Source organism: Actinomycetospora sp., from assembly GCF_036497585.1.
Classification (GTDB): domain Bacteria; phylum Actinomycetota; class Actinomycetes; order Mycobacteriales; family Pseudonocardiaceae; genus Actinomycetospora.
Genome location: NZ_DASXJD010000257.1, coordinates 1 through 14,427, shown reverse-complemented (window position 1 = coordinate 14,427; position 14,427 = coordinate 1). Strand labels below are relative to the sequence as shown.

Annotated in this window: 19 protein-coding genes; 10 read left to right on the top strand and 9 right to left on the bottom strand. The window is 72.8% G+C overall.

Annotated elements, in window-relative coordinates:
* The coding region (locus VGH76_RS26715) for a HemK2/MTQ2 family protein methyltransferase (protein ID WP_331559807.1) at nucleotides 1–563 on the bottom strand (563 nt) is incomplete at its 3' end.
* Nucleotides 564–811: 248 nt separating this feature from the next.
* On the opposite strand from VGH76_RS26715, the gene VGH76_RS26710 reads away from it, so the two are divergent.
* Nucleotides 812–1,819, top strand: a complete 1,008-nt coding sequence (locus VGH76_RS26710) for an iron-containing redox enzyme family protein (RefSeq protein WP_331559806.1) — start codon at nucleotides 812–814, stop codon at nucleotides 1,817–1,819.
* Here VGH76_RS26710 and VGH76_RS26705 read toward each other — a convergent pair.
* Entirely contained in the window at nucleotides 1,765–2,028 is a 264-nt protein-coding gene (locus VGH76_RS26705) for a CDGSH iron-sulfur domain-containing protein (protein WP_331559805.1), read from the bottom strand. The genes VGH76_RS26710 and VGH76_RS26705 overlap by 55 nt on opposite strands.
* Nucleotides 2,029–2,107: 79 nt before the next feature.
* Nucleotides 2,108–2,524 (bottom strand): ester cyclase, encoded by a 417-nt coding sequence (locus VGH76_RS26700; protein ID WP_331559804.1) that lies wholly within the window; start codon nucleotides 2,522–2,524, stop codon nucleotides 2,108–2,110.
* Between the two features lie 231 nt (nucleotides 2,525–2,755).
* Between VGH76_RS26700 and VGH76_RS26695 the strand changes: the two genes are divergently transcribed.
* Complete coding sequence (locus tag VGH76_RS26695; RefSeq protein WP_331559803.1) at nucleotides 2,756–3,307, top strand: excalibur calcium-binding domain-containing protein; 552 nt, start codon at nucleotides 2,756–2,758, stop codon at nucleotides 3,305–3,307.
* 1 nt (nucleotide 3,308) lies between these two features.
* A complete protein-coding gene (locus VGH76_RS26690) occupies nucleotides 3,309–3,881 on the top strand; it encodes a sortase domain-bontaining protein (protein WP_331559802.1) in 573 nt (190 codons plus the stop codon).
* A gap of 7 nt (nucleotides 3,882–3,888) precedes the next feature.
* Here VGH76_RS26690 and VGH76_RS26685 read toward each other — a convergent pair whose 3' ends face one another.
* Together VGH76_RS26685 and VGH76_RS26680 are read right to left on the bottom strand one after the other, a co-directional pair.
* Nucleotides 3,889–4,701: an ABC transporter permease gene (locus VGH76_RS26685; protein WP_331559801.1), complete on the bottom strand. Its 813-nt coding sequence runs from the start codon at nucleotides 4,699–4,701 to the stop codon at nucleotides 3,889–3,891.
* Entirely contained in the window at nucleotides 4,698–5,663 is a 966-nt protein-coding gene (locus VGH76_RS26680; protein WP_331559800.1) for an ATP-binding cassette domain-containing protein, read from the bottom strand. The genes VGH76_RS26685 and VGH76_RS26680 overlap by 4 nt, the downstream gene beginning before the upstream one ends.
* Nucleotides 5,664–5,962: 299 nt before the next feature.
* Here VGH76_RS26680 and VGH76_RS26675 point away from each other — a divergent pair, with 299 nt between their 5' ends.
* Nucleotides 5,963–6,436 (top strand): hypothetical protein, encoded by a 474-nt coding sequence (locus VGH76_RS26675; protein WP_331559799.1) that lies wholly within the window; start codon nucleotides 5,963–5,965, stop codon nucleotides 6,434–6,436.
* Nucleotides 6,437–6,501: 65 nt separating this feature from the next.
* A complete protein-coding gene (locus tag VGH76_RS26670) occupies nucleotides 6,502–6,981 on the top strand; it encodes a DinB family protein (RefSeq protein ID WP_331559798.1) in 480 nt (159 codons plus the stop codon).
* A gap of 12 nt (nucleotides 6,982–6,993) precedes the next feature.
* Here VGH76_RS26670 and VGH76_RS26665 read toward each other — a convergent pair whose 3' ends face one another.
* Both VGH76_RS26665 and VGH76_RS26660 read right to left on the bottom strand, forming a co-directional pair.
* Nucleotides 6,994–7,392 (bottom strand): MerR family transcriptional regulator, encoded by a 399-nt coding sequence (locus tag VGH76_RS26665; protein WP_331559797.1) that lies wholly within the window; start codon nucleotides 7,390–7,392, stop codon nucleotides 6,994–6,996.
* A 185-nt stretch (nucleotides 7,393–7,577) separates the two neighbouring features.
* Entirely contained in the window at nucleotides 7,578–8,030 is a 453-nt protein-coding gene (locus tag VGH76_RS26660) for an HSP20 family small heat-shock protein (RefSeq protein ID WP_331559796.1), read from the bottom strand.
* Between the two features lie 138 nt (nucleotides 8,031–8,168).
* Between VGH76_RS26660 and VGH76_RS26655 the strand changes: the two genes are divergently transcribed.
* From VGH76_RS26655 to VGH76_RS26640, 4 genes are read left to right on the top strand one after another with little or no spacing between them, the layout of a single operon-like run.
* A complete protein-coding gene (locus VGH76_RS26655) occupies nucleotides 8,169–8,624 on the top strand; it encodes a hypothetical protein (RefSeq protein ID WP_331559795.1) in 456 nt (151 codons plus the stop codon).
* A gap of 13 nt (nucleotides 8,625–8,637) precedes the next feature.
* Nucleotides 8,638–10,374, top strand: coding sequence for an MDR family MFS transporter (locus VGH76_RS26650; protein WP_331559794.1), 1,737 nt, complete (start codon nucleotides 8,638–8,640; stop codon nucleotides 10,372–10,374).
* A gap of 4 nt (nucleotides 10,375–10,378) precedes the next feature.
* Nucleotides 10,379–10,564 carry a hypothetical protein gene (locus VGH76_RS26645; protein ID WP_331559793.1) on the top strand — a complete coding sequence of 62 codons (186 nt, stop codon included), beginning with the start codon at nucleotides 10,379–10,381 and terminating at the stop codon, nucleotides 10,562–10,564.
* Complete coding sequence (locus VGH76_RS26640) at nucleotides 10,561–11,241, top strand: TetR/AcrR family transcriptional regulator (protein ID WP_331559792.1); 681 nt, start codon at nucleotides 10,561–10,563, stop codon at nucleotides 11,239–11,241. Before VGH76_RS26645 ends, VGH76_RS26640 begins: the two co-directional genes overlap by 4 nt.
* 44 nt (nucleotides 11,242–11,285) lie before the next feature.
* Here the strand turns inward: VGH76_RS26640 and VGH76_RS26635 are convergent, their stop codons facing one another.
* Nucleotides 11,286–12,800, bottom strand: a complete 1,515-nt coding sequence (locus VGH76_RS26635) for an LCP family protein (RefSeq protein WP_331559791.1) — start codon at nucleotides 12,798–12,800, stop codon at nucleotides 11,286–11,288.
* Between the two features lie 152 nt (nucleotides 12,801–12,952).
* On the opposite strand from VGH76_RS26635, the gene VGH76_RS26630 reads away from it, so the two are divergent.
* Nucleotides 12,953–13,831: a DMT family transporter gene (locus tag VGH76_RS26630; RefSeq protein WP_331559790.1), complete on the top strand. Its 879-nt coding sequence runs from the start codon at nucleotides 12,953–12,955 to the stop codon at nucleotides 13,829–13,831.
* Here the strand turns inward: VGH76_RS26630 and VGH76_RS26625 are convergent.
* A partial coding sequence (locus tag VGH76_RS26625; protein ID WP_331559789.1) for a L,D-transpeptidase occupies nucleotides 13,806–14,427 on the bottom strand: 622 nt, incomplete at its 5' end. The genes VGH76_RS26630 and VGH76_RS26625 overlap by 26 nt on opposite strands.

The window sequence follows — 14,427 nt, the reverse complement described above, 5'->3', positions numbered from 1 at the left end:
GTCGTCTCCACCCCGTTGATCGCCGAGTGCACCATCAGTAGCCGGCCGCCGGGTGCGAGCACGGCCGGGGCCTCCTCGCAGACCCGGTCGAGTACGACCCGCCCGTCCAGCCCGCCGTCGAACGCCCGCATGACGCCGCGCGTGGGCAGCGCGTCGTCGTCGGCCGGGACGTACGGCGGGTTCGCGACGACGAGGTCGTAGGAGTTCCCGACGACGGGTGCGGTCAGGTCGCCGTGCCGCACCCGCACCCGTCGTCGGTTGCGCCGCGCGTTGATCCAGGTGCAGGCCAGGGCCTTGCGGGAGCAGTCGACGGCGGTGACGTCGGACCCCGGGAACCCGGCCGCGACCAGCGCGAGCGCCCCGGCGCCGGAGCACAGTTCGAGGACGCGGTGCGGCGGGGAGTCCAGCAATTCCTGGCGGAGGACGTCGGCGAGCAGCCAGGTGTCGCGCTGGGCCGGGTAGACGCCGGGGCCGCACAGCACCGGCAGGTGTGGACGGCGGCCGTTGGCGACGGCAGGCTCGGTGGTGAGGGGCGCGGGCGCAGGCAGACGTTCGATGGTCACAGCGGTGCTCCTCGCTTCAGGAACCACGAGAGGGGGCGACGGGCACACCTGGGTGCCGGGGGTCCCCTTCGAGCAGCTGGAGCCTCAACCGTGGGGACGATCTCCGGGTCGTGTTACCCGCAGGTTGCGGCACCCACGCGCTGCTCCGGCCGTGACGAGGCACTCGGGTCTCGTCGGGGCCGGTCGGGTAACCGCGTTGTCACCGCGGTCCCGGAGCCGTGGGGAGTCCCCAAGGCCGAGGAGAGATCGTGCTCGACGTCCACCCGCCCGAGCGGCGTGACGCTGCGGCCCTGCCGCATGCCCGCGGCCCCGTCTCGGGCGCCGTCCTCGAGGTGTTCGCCGGCGAGCGCGCGGCGAGCGACCTGCCGCACCCGTCGTCGGGGATCGACCCCTACGGCGACGACCTGCAGCTCGCCCTCTACCTCTGCTACGAGCTGCACTACCGCGGTTTCCCCGGGGTCGACCCGGAGCTGGAGTGGGACCCCGACCTGCTGGCGCTGCGCCGTTCGTTGGAGCAGCCGTTCCTCGCCGCGCTGCAGGCGGAGGTCGAGGGTGGCGACGACGTCCAGGGTGCCATCGACGCGCTGCTGGTCGAGCCGGTGGAGGGCACCGGGCCGTCGTGGCGGATGGCCCAGGACGGCGAGCTGTGGGAGCTGCGCGAGTACATCGTCCTGCGGTCGATCTACCACCTCAAGGAGGCCGACCCGCAGGCGTGGGTGATCCCGCGGCTCGACGGTCAGGCGAAGGCGTCGCTGGTGACGGTGGAGCACGACGAGTTCGGGGCCGGCCGCGGCGACCGGGTCCACGCGACGATCTTCGCCTCGATGATGGACGAGCTGGGGCTGGACTCCTCGTACCACGCCTACCTCGAACTGGCTCCCGCGATCACGCTGGCGACGGTGAACGTCATGTCGCTGTTCGGGCTGCACCGGCGGTGGCGGGGAGCGTCGGTGGGGCAGTTCGCGTTGGTCGAGGTGACCTCGTCACCGGGGTCGGCGCGGCTGGTCAAGGCGATGCAGCGTCTCGGGCTGCCCGAGGCGGCGACCGCGTTCTACGCCGAGCACGTCGAGGCCGACGCGGTGCACGAGCAGCTCGTCCGCCGCGGGCTGCTGGCCGATCTGGTGGCGCGGGAGCCGGAGCTGGCCGCGGACATCGTGTTCGGCATCCAGGCCTCCACCCTGCTCGAGGACCGGCTCGCGGATCACCTGGTGCGGTCGTGGGACGCCGGGTCGTCGTCGTTGTTGCGCGTGGCGTAGGCCGTCTGACGGACCTTGCGGCGGTGGCTCGTGTCGCAGAACGGGTAGCGCTTGCTGCGCCGGCACGCGCACACCGCGACGACGGGCCGCTCGGAGCGGACGATCTCGCCGTCGGGGGTCTCGAGCTCGACCGGTCCCTCGACGAGGATCGGCCCGCCCTCGGTGAGGGTCACGCGGGGGGTGCGCTCGGTGTCGGGGAGCTGGGTCATGGAGCGGGGCTACCCGGGTTGCCGCGGCATCACGGGTGGTTCGCGTCCCCACGGCGACGGTCGTCCGGCACCCGATCGCTCAGCCGAGCGGAGGGATGACGCCGGCGCCCTGTAGCCAGCCCAACCAGTCGCCGAAGTGCCAGATCTCGGCCGGACGGCCGTCCCGGATGTGGAACACGTGCGTGCCGGTCGCCTGGGTCCGTTGACCCGTCGGCTGACCGGGCAGGAGCCCGCCTTCTCCGGAGAACGTCGCCGAGCAGTGCCACCGGTGCGCGCTGCGCTCGCCGTCGACGAGGTCCTCCTCGACGGTGACGGAGAAGTCGGGGAACGACCGGTGGAAGCCGGCCATGAACTGCTTCAGGCCGGCCCGGTCCATGTCGGGGAACCCGGCCAGGTGATAGGTGACGTCCTCGGGGAGGAGGTCGTCGACCTCGTCGACGCGGCCGGTCTCCCACACCTCACCGAGCTGCCTCATCAACTTCGCCTGGTCCGCCATCGTCCGCCTCCTCGGTCGCGCCCTGGGTCACCGAGGGTGAGAGCGTCGAAGATCAGGCGCAACCGCGGCCACCTGAGAAGCCTAAGATCGGCGTGAGACTCTCACTGTGCGTTGGCACCAGTGGCGGCACGGAATCGACCCTCAGATCCGCTGTGACGGTTCCGTGACCGATGTGACATTCTCCCGTGATGAGAGGTCGGTCGACCTCGCTGTTCCGGGGGGAGCTGCCACGTGATCTCGGCATCACGCGTGCGTCCACTGATCGTCGCCGTTGCTGCGAGCGTCCTGCTCGTCGCCGGCCCGGCCTCCGCGCAGGCCACGGATCCACCACCGCCCGGCGGCACGACGACGACCCCGCCGACGACCACCAGCACCACCACCACCACTCCGACCAGTTCGCCGACCACGCCGTCGTCGTCGACCCGCTCGACCCCACCGCCTCCGCCCGGGTACGGCAGGCCCCCGGGGAAGGGGCCCGGCGGCGACAGCTCCCACAACCCGCCCGATCGACCCGGCCGGCCCCCGGGTGACCGGGACTGCGGCGACTTCGCCACGCAGAAGGAAGCCCAGCAGTACTTCGAGTCGATCGGGGGCTCGGCGAGCAACAACGCCGATCGGCTCGACGAGAACCACAACGGCGTCGCCTGCGAGTCCCTCTCCGACGACGGGGACAACCCCGACACGGCGGTGACCACCGCAGGTGACGACGGCACCGAGGCCACGACGTCCGGGGACCAGGTCACCGAGGTGCCCGAGGGCTCGGCCCAGACCGGGGGGAATTGAGATGAGCCGTCTTCGCCTCGCGGCCGCCGTCGTCATCGCGGCCCTGCTCACGCTCCTCGCCACCGCGTGCGGCTCCGACACCGGCGGCGCCGCCGACTCCCTCGCCACGGGTCAGCAGAGCAACGCCGGCCCGGTCTCCGGCTACACGCTCACGATCCCGAAGCTGAACGAGTCGTCGCCGCTCGTCGGGCTGGGACTCAACGCGGACAAGTCGATCCAGGTCCCGCCGCTGGCCGACCCGATGCAGGCCGGCGTCTACACCAAGGGCCCGATGCCCGGGCAGGTCGGACCCGCCGTCGTGCTCGCGCACATCAACGCCAACGGCAAGCCGGGCTTCGGCGCCGACTTCCACACCCTCGCGACCGGCGACAAGATCACCGTCACGGCGCCGTCGGGTCCGGTGACCTTCGCGGTGACGAGGACGGAGACGGTGCCCAAGGCCGAGTTCCCGACGGCCGCGGTGTACTCCGACACCAAGGACCCGCAACTCCGGCTCATCACCTGCCGCGGCACGCTCGACCGCAGCGCCCACAACTACCTCGGCCAGACGATCGTCTACGCAGCCAAGGTCTGATCCGGGCTCACCGGCTGGCCGCCCGGCGGTACTGGGCCGCCGCGAGCGGGGCGAACACCGCCACCACGAGCACCGCCCAGATCAGCGTGTAGAGCTGGGCGTGCTCGAGGGACCAGGCGGTCGAGGTCGCCGCGGACGGGTTCGGGGCCGGGTTGCCGAACAGCTCGCGCGCGGCCTGGGTGACCGACGAGACCGGGTTCCACTCGGCGAACACCCGCAGCGGGCCGGGCAGCGTGTCGAGCGGGACGAACGTGTTCGCCACGAACGTCAGCGGGAAGATCACGATGAACGAGGCGTTGTTGATCACCTCGGGGCTCGGGATGAGCAGGCCGAGCCAGGCCATGATCCACGAGATCGCGTAGGCGAAGATCAGCAGCAGGACGAAGCCCCACAGCGCCTCGAGCGGCCCGGTGTGGATGCGCCAGCCGACGATCAGCCCGGTGATCGACATGACGACCAGGACGATCACGTTGTTGACGACGTCGGACAGCGTCCGTCCGGTGAGGACCGCCGACGGCGCCATCGGCAGCGAGCGGAACCGGTCGACGATGCCCTTCTTGACGTCGTCCGCGAGCCCGGCACCGGTGTTGGTCGCCCCGAACACCACGGTCTGGGCGAAGATCCCGGCGATGAGGAACTCGCGGTAGGCCGCGCCGCCGCCGCTCGGGTCGATCGCGCCGCCGAAGACGTACGCGAACAGCAGCACGAACATGATCGGCGAGAGTGTGGTGAAGACCAGCAGGTCGGGCACCCGCTTGATCTTGATGAGGTTGCGCTTGGCGACGACGGCCGCGTCGCCGACGACGTCGACGGTGATCACGCCGCGCCCGCCTCCTCGTCGTCACCGGCGGTGCTGCCGGTGAGGGTGAGGAAGACGTCGTCGAGGGTCGGGCGGCGCACCCCGGCGTCATCGACGTCGAGCCCCGCGGCCTCGAGGTGGTCGAGCGCCTGGCGGAGCGCCTTGACCCCGCCGGTCACGGGCATCGTCAGGGACCGGCGGTGCTCGTCGGCGACCGGGGGCGCGACGCCCAGCGGGGTCACGAGCTCCAGGGCCTCGCCGAGCCGCCCGGCGTCGCTCACGGTCAGCTCGAGGCGCTCGCCGCCGATCTGGGCCTTGAGCTGGTCGGAGGTGCCGCGGGCGATGGCGCGGCCGCGGTCGATGACGACGATGTCGTCGGCGAGCACGTCGGCCTCCTCGAGGTACTGGGTGGTGAGCAGCAGCGTGGTGCCGTCGGCGACGAGCCGCTGGATGACGCCCCACATCTCGGTGCGGCTGCGCGGATCGAGGCCGGTGGTGGGCTCATCGAGGAAGAGCACCGGGGGAGCGGCGACGAGGGCGCCGGCGAGGTCGAGCCGCCGACGCATGCCGCCGGAGTAGGTCCGGGTCGGCCGGTCGGCTGCCTCGGTGAGGCTGAACTGCGCGAGGAGCTCGCGGGCCCTCTCGCGGCTGCGCTTCCGGCCCAGGTGGTAGAGCCGCCCGATCATGTCGAGGTTCTCGAAGCCCGTGAGGTACTCGTCGACCGCCGCGTACTGACCGGAGAGCCCCAGACGTTTCCGCACCTCCCGCGGTTTCGCCAGGACATCGACGCCGTCGATGCTCGCGCGCCCCGCGTCGGGCCGGAGCAGCGTGGTGAGGATGCGGACGATCGTCGTCTTGCCCGCACCGTTGGGCCCCAGCAGGCCGAGCACGGTGCCACGCGGGACCCGGAGATCGACCCCGTCAAGGGCGGTGAGATCGCCGTAGCGCTTGACCAGTCCGGCGACCTCGATCGCCACGTCCATGCGTGCTCCCGGCACTCGAGCGGTGGGACGGCCGCGAGGGTACTGACGGGGTCCGACAGCGGCCCGTCGATTTGTCTGGTTCGCTCGGCGGAGCGGGGCTGGGGTGGAGCGTCGCATCGGATAGGTAGGCGCGGAGCCGCCGCCTCATGGGCTCCTCCCCCGACGCCGGTCGGAGGCAGCCAGTACCGCCGATGGCGGAGGGTCGTTGCTAACAGCGACCGCGACATCCGCGACAGAGCACGGACGGTCAAGCCTCACGAGGACGTAGGTGTGCAATGGAGCGAGGACGGCGCGCAGCCGTGAAGAGGGTCGGAGCCGTGGTGGCCGGAGTGCTGCTCACCGGTCTGGTGGCCTCGGGTGTCGCGGCCGCCCAGGTCCGCACGGAGACGCCGGCGCCGCCGATCCCGCAGGTGCTCTCGGACGCGGTGGGCGCCGCCGACTCGAGCACGTCGTCCACGAGCAGCACGTCCTCGACCTCGAGCACCTCGTCCACGTCGAGCACGTCCTCCACCTCGAGCACGTCCAGCACGTCGTCGACGTCGAGCACCGCCAACGGGTCCAATGGCACCTACACGATCACCTTCCCGCCGACCCTGCCCCCGGGCTACGGCTCCCACGGCGACGGGCACCGCTACGTCGGCCGGTACTGGGACGCCGCCGCGAACTGCTGGCGCTACGCCTCCCCCGGCTACGTCGCGCCCGTCGTCGTCGCCTCCCAGGTGGCGTCGGTGCCGAAGGGTGGCGTGGACACCGGCGACGGGTCGTTCCGCTGAGCCCGCTGCACCCGCCCTCCGTCCCGCCGCTCGCGGCGGAGGACCACGTCTGCGCCGACTGCCCGATGGACTTCGCCGCGACGACCGTCGACGACGTCCGCGCGGTCGTCGTCGACGTCCCGCGGCAGGCGCGCGACCTGCTCGACGCCCACGACGACGGGGCGTGGCGCGTCGTGGGCGCGGACGGCTCGTGGTCCGCGGCGGAGTACCTCTGCCACCTGCGCGACGTCTACGCCGTCTTCACCATCCGGCTCCATCGCGCCCGCACCGAGGACGACCCGCCCCTCGAGCCGATGTTCAACGACCTCCGGGCCCGCCGCTTCGACTACGCCCATGCCGACCTCGGCCCGGCGGTCGACCAGCTCGCTGCGCACGTCGGCGGGTTCCTCGCCGAGCTGGACCGGGTCGACGAGGACGGGTGGGGTCGCGTGGTGCACCGGTACCCCGGCGAGCGGCGCAGCGCGCTCTGGCTCGCCCGGCAGGCCGCCCACGAGGGCCGGCACCACCTGCGCGACATCGCCGCGCGGCTCGACGCCGGCACCTGATCGGAGCGGGCGTCAGCCCCCGTCGTCGGGCAGGGCGTCGCGGGCATCGTCGCGCTCGCGGCGGGCGGAGTCGCGTTCCTCGAGCGCGGAGTCGCGCTCGCGTCGGGCCTCGTCGCGTTCGTCGACGGCCTCGGCGTGGCGGGCCCGCTCGGAGTCGAGATCGGCGCGCAGGTCGAGGATCTCGTCGGCGCTGGCCAGGGTGTGGCCCTCGTCGGCGAGGGCGCGGAGGGCGGCGACGCGGTCGAGCTGGTTGCGCGAGTAGCGCCGGTGGCCGCCCTCGGAGCGGGCCGGGGTGATCAGGCCGGCGGCGTCGAGGCTGCGCAGGAACGCTTGCGGGACGTCGAGCAGCTCGGCGGCCTGGCCCATGCCGTAGGTCGGGTGGTCACGGTCGTCGAGGTGGTCCAGCGCCATGGTCCTCCTGCTCGTCCCGGGGGCCGTGCTGCGGGCACGCCGAACGGGGCGGGTCCTCACGACCCGCCCCGCTCGGTCCTCCAGAGTGGTTCAGCACGAGCCGGCCCGTGAGGGCGCGGCCCCGGTCATCGTCGTCACGGGGACGGGGACACCACCTCCTCGTACTGCTGTATCCGGATGGGAAGTCAGTCCGCGGCGCCCGCGGTCTCGTGCTCGGCGCCGGTCTCGATCGTGCGCGGGGCGCGGGCGTGCTCGACGGCGACCCGGCGCGGCTTGGCCTTCTCGGCGACCGGGATCGTCAGCGACAGCACCCCGTCGACGTACGAGGCGTGCAGCTTGTCCAGGTCGAGATCGCGACCCATCGTCAGCCGGCGGCTGTAGTGCCCGCGGGGGCGCTCGGCGATCATCCACTCCCCGACGTCGCCGGGGGCGGTGCGCTCGGCGCTGACGGTCACGGTGTTGCCCTCGACCGAGATGTCGATCGAGCCCGGGTCCACCCCCGGCACGTCGAAGGTGGCGACGACGTGCTCCCCGGTGCTGTAGAGGTCCATCGGCATCCCGGTGCCCGGCTGGCCGTGCGAGCCGGTGAGGCGGTCGAGCGAACGGAACGCGTCGAAGGGGTCGTAGTTCAGCAGCACGACAGGTCTCCTTCCATCACCGTACTGCTACCTCGTGGTGACTGACGGGGATAGTTATAGCTCGATCTAGAGGTTCTCGCAAGTCCCGTCTGGAGTTCTCTGTCGCAGAGTAGGGCGCGGGGCGAGCTCGCCGACTGGATGGTCGAGCGGCAGTTCCGCGCCGACGGGAGCTACCTCGTCGACCTCGGCTCGCGCGCCCCCACCGTGCTCACCGGGTTCGTCGCCGAGGGGGTCGGCGCGGCCTGGCGGCTGGCCGAGGACCTCGGCGACCGCCCCCGGGCGCGGCGCTACGCCGACTCGCACCGCGCCGCGATGGGGTTCCTCGACCGCCTGCTGGTGCGCCGCGAGGACACGTACTGGATGGCCGACCCGGACCGGGCACTCGGCGGGGTCCGCGCTGCGCTCGCCACGGCCGACCTCCGGATCGACTACACCGGCCACACGCTGAGCGCCCTGCTCCACGCCGTGTCAGCGCCTTGCGCGTTGTGCATGAGAGCACATCACGCAAACTTGCACGCCGTGCATGAACGAGTAGCGTGGGTGGAGCCGCGGCGGGGAGACCCCCGCGAGCCCGTATCGCTCACCACCTCGTGAAAGCCGGACTCCCATGACCGCGCCCGCACCCACCGCCAAGAGCGCCGTGCTCGTGCCGCTCTCGGGCCTGCTGATGGCCCTGTTCGTCGCGATCCTGTCCTCGACGATCGTGTCCAACGCCCTGCCGCGCATCCTCGGCGAGCTGGGCGGCACCCAGGCCCAGTACACCTGGGTCGTCACCGCGTCCCTGCTGGCCATGACGGCCTCCACCCCGATCTGGGGCAAGCTCGCCGACCTCTTCTCGAAGAAGCTGCTCGTCCAGCTCGCGATCACCGTCTTCATCGTCGGGACGATGCTGGCCGGGCTCTCGACGTCGACGCCGGAGCTCATCGGCTTCCGCGTCGTGCAGGGCCTGGGCATGGGCGGTCTGACCGCCCTGGCCCAGGTCGTGATCGCGGCGATCATCCCGCCGCGGGAGCGCGGTCGGTACTCCGGCTACCTCGGCGCGATCATGGCCGTCGCGACCGTCGGCGGCCCGCTGATCGGCGGGGTCATCGTCGACACCATCGGCTGGCGCTGGTGCTTCTACGTCACCGTCCCGATCGCGGTGATCGCCCTCGTCGTCCTGCAGCGGACCCTGACGGTGCCCACGATCAAGCGCGAGGTGCACATCGACTACCTCGGCGCGCTGCTCGTCGCCGGCGGTGTCTCGGCGCTGCTGATCTGGACCTCGCTCGGCGGGAAGAACTTCGCCTGGATCTCCTGGGGATCGCTGGCCTGGCTCGCCGCCGGCGTCGTCGCGCTCGTCCTGGCCGTCGTGGTCGAGTCCCGCGCGAAGGAGCCGATCGTCCCGCTGGCGCTCTTCCGCAACCGCACCGTCGCCCTCGCGACCGTCGCCGCCCTCTTCGTCGGCGTCGCGATGTTCGGCTCCTCGGTCTTCCTGAGCCAGTTCTTCCAGCTCGCCCGCGGCGCCAGCGCCACCGAGGCCGGCCTGCTGACCCTGCCCATGATCGCCGGACTGTTCCTCGCGTCCACCGTCGTCGGCCAGCTGATCTCGCGGTACGGGCGGTGGAAGCCGTACCTGGTCGGCGGCGGGGTGCTGCTCGTCGCCGGGCTGCTGCTCCAGGGCCTGGTCATGAGCGCGAACACCTCCTACTGGGAGCTCGCCGTCGCCATGGCGATGGTCGGGATCGGCGTGGGGTCCACCCAGCAGAACCTCGTGCTCGCCGTCCAGAACCAGGTCGCCCTGCGCGACATGGGCGCGGCCAGCTCGACCGTCGCGTTCTTCCGCTCCCTCGGCGGTGCGGCCGGTGTCGCGGCCCTCGGCGCCCTGCTCTCCAGCCACGTCTCCGCGGCCATCACCTCCGGGCTCACCGCGGCCGGCATCCCGGCCTCGGCCACGTCGTCGTCGGGCGGCCAGATCCCGAACCTGGCCACGCTGCCCGCGGCCATCCGCGGCATCGTCGAGAACGCCTACGGCGACTCCGTGGCCCTGATGTTCCTGGTCGCGACCCCGCTGGCGCTCGTCGCGCTGCTCGCGATCCTCTTCCTGCGGGAGGTCCCGCTGCGCCAGACGATCGACGTCGAGTCCGGTTCCGACCCGGCCGGGACGGCGACCACTGCATGTCGCCGCGGAGCCGGGCCGCGTCCCGGAGCGCCCGCTCGAGGGCGCCGCGCTCGACGGCACGGTGCGCGTCCAGGGCCGTCCCGCGCCCGGTGCGGTGCTCACCCTCATCGACCGGGGCGGGCACCAGCTCGCCCGCAGCGTCGCCGACGACGAGGGCCGCTACCGGATCGCCGTCGACGGTGACGGCGTGCCGCACCTGCTCGCCGCGCAGTGGCGGGGCACCCCGCACGTCGAGCTGCTCGGCGGGGCGACCGGCCCGCAGCGGCGCGACGTCGCCCTGGCCGGTGACGCCCCCACCGGCCGGCACCGCGCGATCACCGACACCACGGTCCTCGACGCCACCACCGAGATCCTGCCCGCGGTGACCCGATGAGCACCGTGACCGTCCCCCGACACCACGCGGAGGACACTGCGCCGGTGACGGTCGGCCGGCGGGAGCGCAAGAAGCAGGCCACCCGCGCCGCCCTGAGTCGGGCCGCGGTCCGGCTCTCGCTCGAGCACGGCGTCGAGAACGTCACCGTCGAGCAGATCGCCGACGCCGCCGACGTCTCCCTGCGTACCTTCTTCAACTACTTCTCCAGCAAGGAGGAGGCCGTGGTCGCGGGGGACGCGGCCCGCGGGGAGATGCTCGTCGACGAGCTCACCGCCCGTCCCGCGGCGGAGAGCCCGCTGACCGCACTGCAGGCGGCGGTGCACGCCTTCGTCGACGACCTCGTCAGCGGCGAGCGGCGCGAGGCCCTGCAGATGATGCGCCGCAGCACGGCGCTGCTGCCCCACCAGCTCGCGGCGTACGCGGCGACCGAGCAGGCGCTGGCGGTGGCGATCGCCGAGCGCGTGGGGGAGGAGGTCCCCGACGCGGGGCTCGACGACGACGGCGCGGAACGTCCCGTCGGGCTGTACCCGGCGCTGGTGGCCGCGGTGGTGATGGCCGGGGTGCGCGTGGCGGTGCAGCGCTGGTCCGACGGCGGGTCGCGCGACCTGACGGCGCTGCACGAGGTGGTCGGCGAGGTGTTCGAGCACCTGGGTGCGCTCCGCGCTCGTGAGCAGTAATCCGTGTCATAGGGCGGATTGGTGTTCACGAGCCCGGAGGGCACCTAATCGATGCACGGGAGCGTCGCCGCGCTGATCGGCGGCGGAGGCGGGGCCGGGGGAGGCGAGCCCGGCCCCGCGCCCGCCCCGGAGAAGCCGGCCACCCCGGCGTGGTCGGTCCCGAGCGTGATGTGCAGCTGCCCGGGGGAGAGCTGGGCGTCCGGGCCCAGGACGGTGCCGGGGCCGAGCACCGCCCGGGCGGCCACGGCATCCACCTGGTCCGAGGGGGCGTAGGCGATCGTGGTGCTCGGCCGGGCGTCGGCGTCGCCGGTGTCGGCCGGGGAGAACCCGACCGCGGTGAGGGCGTCCAGGGCAGTGGCCGCGGCGCCGCCCTGCCCGGAGCCGTTGAGCACCTCGACGCTGTCCACCGAGCCGTCGGGGTGCACGGGCGCTTGCGGGGGTGGCGGTGGGGCGGTGGTCGTGGGCGGCGGGGCCGGGTCGATCGTGTTCTGGACGAACGCCTCGACCTGCGTCGGATCGATCGCCACCGCAGTGCCGTCCTCCGGGGTCTGCAGGTCCGTCGAGCCGGTGGGCACGGTGCGGAAGGTGATCGCCCCCGCCGAGAGCCCGTGCATTTCCTCGGCGAACGAGAGCAGATCCCAGCCCTGGTCGAGGACGACGTCATCCTGGACCGCCTGCAGGATCCCGCCCAGCGCCGCCGGGTCGGTCAGCGTGCCCGCGGAGAGCAGCTTGTCGCTCATCGCCGCCATGAACACCTGCTGGCGTCGGATGCGGTCGAGATCGCCGTTCGGCAGGCCGTGGCGCTGCCGGACGAAGGCCAGCGCGGCCGCCCCGCCGATCGTCTGCACGCCGGCTGGGAAGTCGGCGCCGGAGAAGTCGTCCTGGGTGGCAGCGGCGAGGCAGACCTGCACGCCGCCGACGGCGTTGCTGATCGCGTCGAACGCGGCGAGGTTGATCGCCGCGTAGTGGGTGATGGTCAGTCCGGTCAGGAGCTGCACGGTGCCGATCGCCTCCCGTGCGCCGGCGTCGGCGGCGGCGACCTGCAGCGCGGGTCCCGTCAGGCCCTGGGCGGAGAGCTGGGGACGCGCGGTGTTCTCCCCGTAGGTGTACGCGGTGTTGATCTTGTGGTCGCCGAAGTCGCCCGCCAGCTGGACGTAGGAGTCCCGCGGGATGGAGAACGCTGTCGCCGCGCCGCCCCCGGCGGGGATGTGGACCACGACCACGGTGTCGGTGTTGTCGCCCCCGTCGGAGCCGCTGCCCGCGTGCAGGGCCGCCAGCTGGTCGGCCGGCAGCGGGTTCCCGTGTGCGTCGGTGCGGGTGTCGAGCCCGACCAGCAGGACGTTCTGCGCCCCGTCCGCCGCCGCCGACGCCGAGACGACGTCCGCACCGTTCGCTCCGTGCAGGCTCACCCACCCGGCACCGCACGCCAGCAGGACGAGGGCCGACAGCGTCGCGGTCAGCACCCGCCGCAGGCGGCGCAGGTGGGTGCGGGCCGGAGGTCCCGACGACGGCGGGGGCGGTGCCGGGCGGGCCGCCGGGTCCGGACGGGTCACCACCACCGCGCCCCCGCCTCCGTCACCGACCGGCCCTCCCCCTCGTCGGTACATCGTGGGGTCGGGGAGATGAGCAGGGGATGAGGAGACGGTGGTCGTGAGCCACCCGGTCGGCCCGTACACGCGCATCTCAGACAGGGCCCCCTAGCCTCACGCCCTTGGACGTCCTCGCTGCCGTGCTCGCGCTCCTCGCCGCCCTGCTCTTCGCGGCCGCCTCGGTGGCGCAGCGCAGAGCGGCCGCCGAGGTGCCCGACGAGGCGGCCCGCGGCGGCCGGCTCGTCGCACGGCTCGTCCGGTCCCGACGGTGGTGGCTCGGCACCGTCGGCGACACCGCCGCCTACGTGGTCCAGGCGGCGGCGCTGGGGCTCGGCTCCGTGCTGCTCGTGCAGCCGCTGCTGGTGTCCACCCTGCTGTTCGCCCTCCCGCTCGAGGCCCGCCACTCGGGCCGTCCGATCACGACGACGCAGCGATGGTGCTCGGGCGCGCTCGTCGTGGCGCTCGCCCTCTTCGTCGTGGTCGGCGAGCCGACGGCGGGCGTGGACCGCCGACCGTTCGTGGACTGGCTGCCCGTGGGGGTGGTCCTGTTGATGGTCACCGCGGCCTGTGTGGTCGGGGCCGGGGGGCGGCGCGGACCACGACGGGCGGCGCTGCTCGCGGCCGCGGCCGGCATCTGCTACGGCCTCGTGGGCGTGCTCACGAAGTCCGTGGTCTCGCTGCTCACCACCGGTCTCGTGCCGCTGCTGACCGGCTGGGAGACCTGGGTGCTCGTCGTCGCCGTCGCGGGTGGCACCTTCCTGCAGCAGATCGCGTTCGGGGCCGGGCCGCTCTCGGCGTCGCTGCCGGCCGTGACGGTCGGCGAGCCGGTCGTCGCGTCGGTGCTGGGCGTGCTCGTGCTCGGCGAGAGCATCCGGGCGGGCGGCCCGGTCCTGGTCCTCATCGGGATCCTGATCGCGGTCATGATCGTGGCGACGGCCGTCCTGGCCCGGAGCACGACGATCACTCCGCCCGCCGCTACGAGGACAGGGCCGACATCGTGACCCACTGGTTCCACGGCACGGTCCAGTCGGCGATGTCGCCGTCGGCCAGCGAGAGCGGGACCGGGCTGTTGGTGACCTCGACCGGGTCACCGAAGATCGCGGAGTCGAAGTACTGCTGGGCGTTCTCGGTGGAGAGGTTCACGCAGCCGTGCGTGACGTTCTCCGAGCCCTGCACGCCGTCGGTGAGCGGGTTGGCGTGGATGAACTCGCCGTTGTTCTCGATCCGCACGGCCCAGTGCTCCGGGACGTTGTTGTAGCCGTACTTCGGGTTCGACATCAGCACCGTCTGCGCCTTGCTCATGACGACGTGGACGCCGTTGGTGGTGTTCCGGTTCGGGTCGGAGCCGAGGCCGTAGCTGGCCGGGAAGTCCATGACCGTCTTCCCGTCGCGGACCACGAGCATCTCGTGGCTGTTGACGTCGGCCTTGACGATCTGCGCCCGGCCGATCGTGAAGTGGCTGGTGACGTCGCCCGCGCCCCAGATGCCGCCGCCGTCGTCCACCCCGAGCTGGTGGACGACGACCGCCACCTGCGTGCCCGGGGTCCAGTAGCCCTGCGGGCGCCAGTGGGCGCGGGAGCCGTTGTCGTCGTCGAGC

Coding starts and splice junctions, on each gene's coding strand:
- VGH76_RS26705 (WP_331559805.1), bottom strand. CDS start 2,028: ATGACCCAGCTCCCCGACACCGAGCGCACCCCCCGCGTGACCCTCACC.
- VGH76_RS26700 (WP_331559804.1), bottom strand. CDS start 2,524: ATGGCGGACCAGGCGAAGTTGATGAGGCAGCTCGGTGAGGTGTGGGAG.
- VGH76_RS26690 (WP_331559802.1), top strand. CDS start 3,309: ATGAGCCGTCTTCGCCTCGCGGCCGCCGTCGTCATCGCGGCCCTGCTC.
- VGH76_RS26680 (WP_331559800.1), bottom strand. CDS start 5,663: ATGGACGTGGCGATCGAGGTCGCCGGACTGGTCAAGCGCTACGGCGAT.
- VGH76_RS26670 (WP_331559798.1), top strand. CDS start 6,502: ATGGACTTCGCCGCGACGACCGTCGACGACGTCCGCGCGGTCGTCGTC.
- VGH76_RS26665 (WP_331559797.1), bottom strand. CDS start 7,392: ATGGCGCTGGACCACCTCGACGACCGTGACCACCCGACCTACGGCATG.
- VGH76_RS26655 (WP_331559795.1), top strand. CDS start 8,169: ATGGTCGAGCGGCAGTTCCGCGCCGACGGGAGCTACCTCGTCGACCTC.
- VGH76_RS26650 (WP_331559794.1), top strand. CDS start 8,638: ATGACCGCGCCCGCACCCACCGCCAAGAGCGCCGTGCTCGTGCCGCTC.
- VGH76_RS26640 (WP_331559792.1), top strand. CDS start 10,561: ATGAGCACCGTGACCGTCCCCCGACACCACGCGGAGGACACTGCGCCG.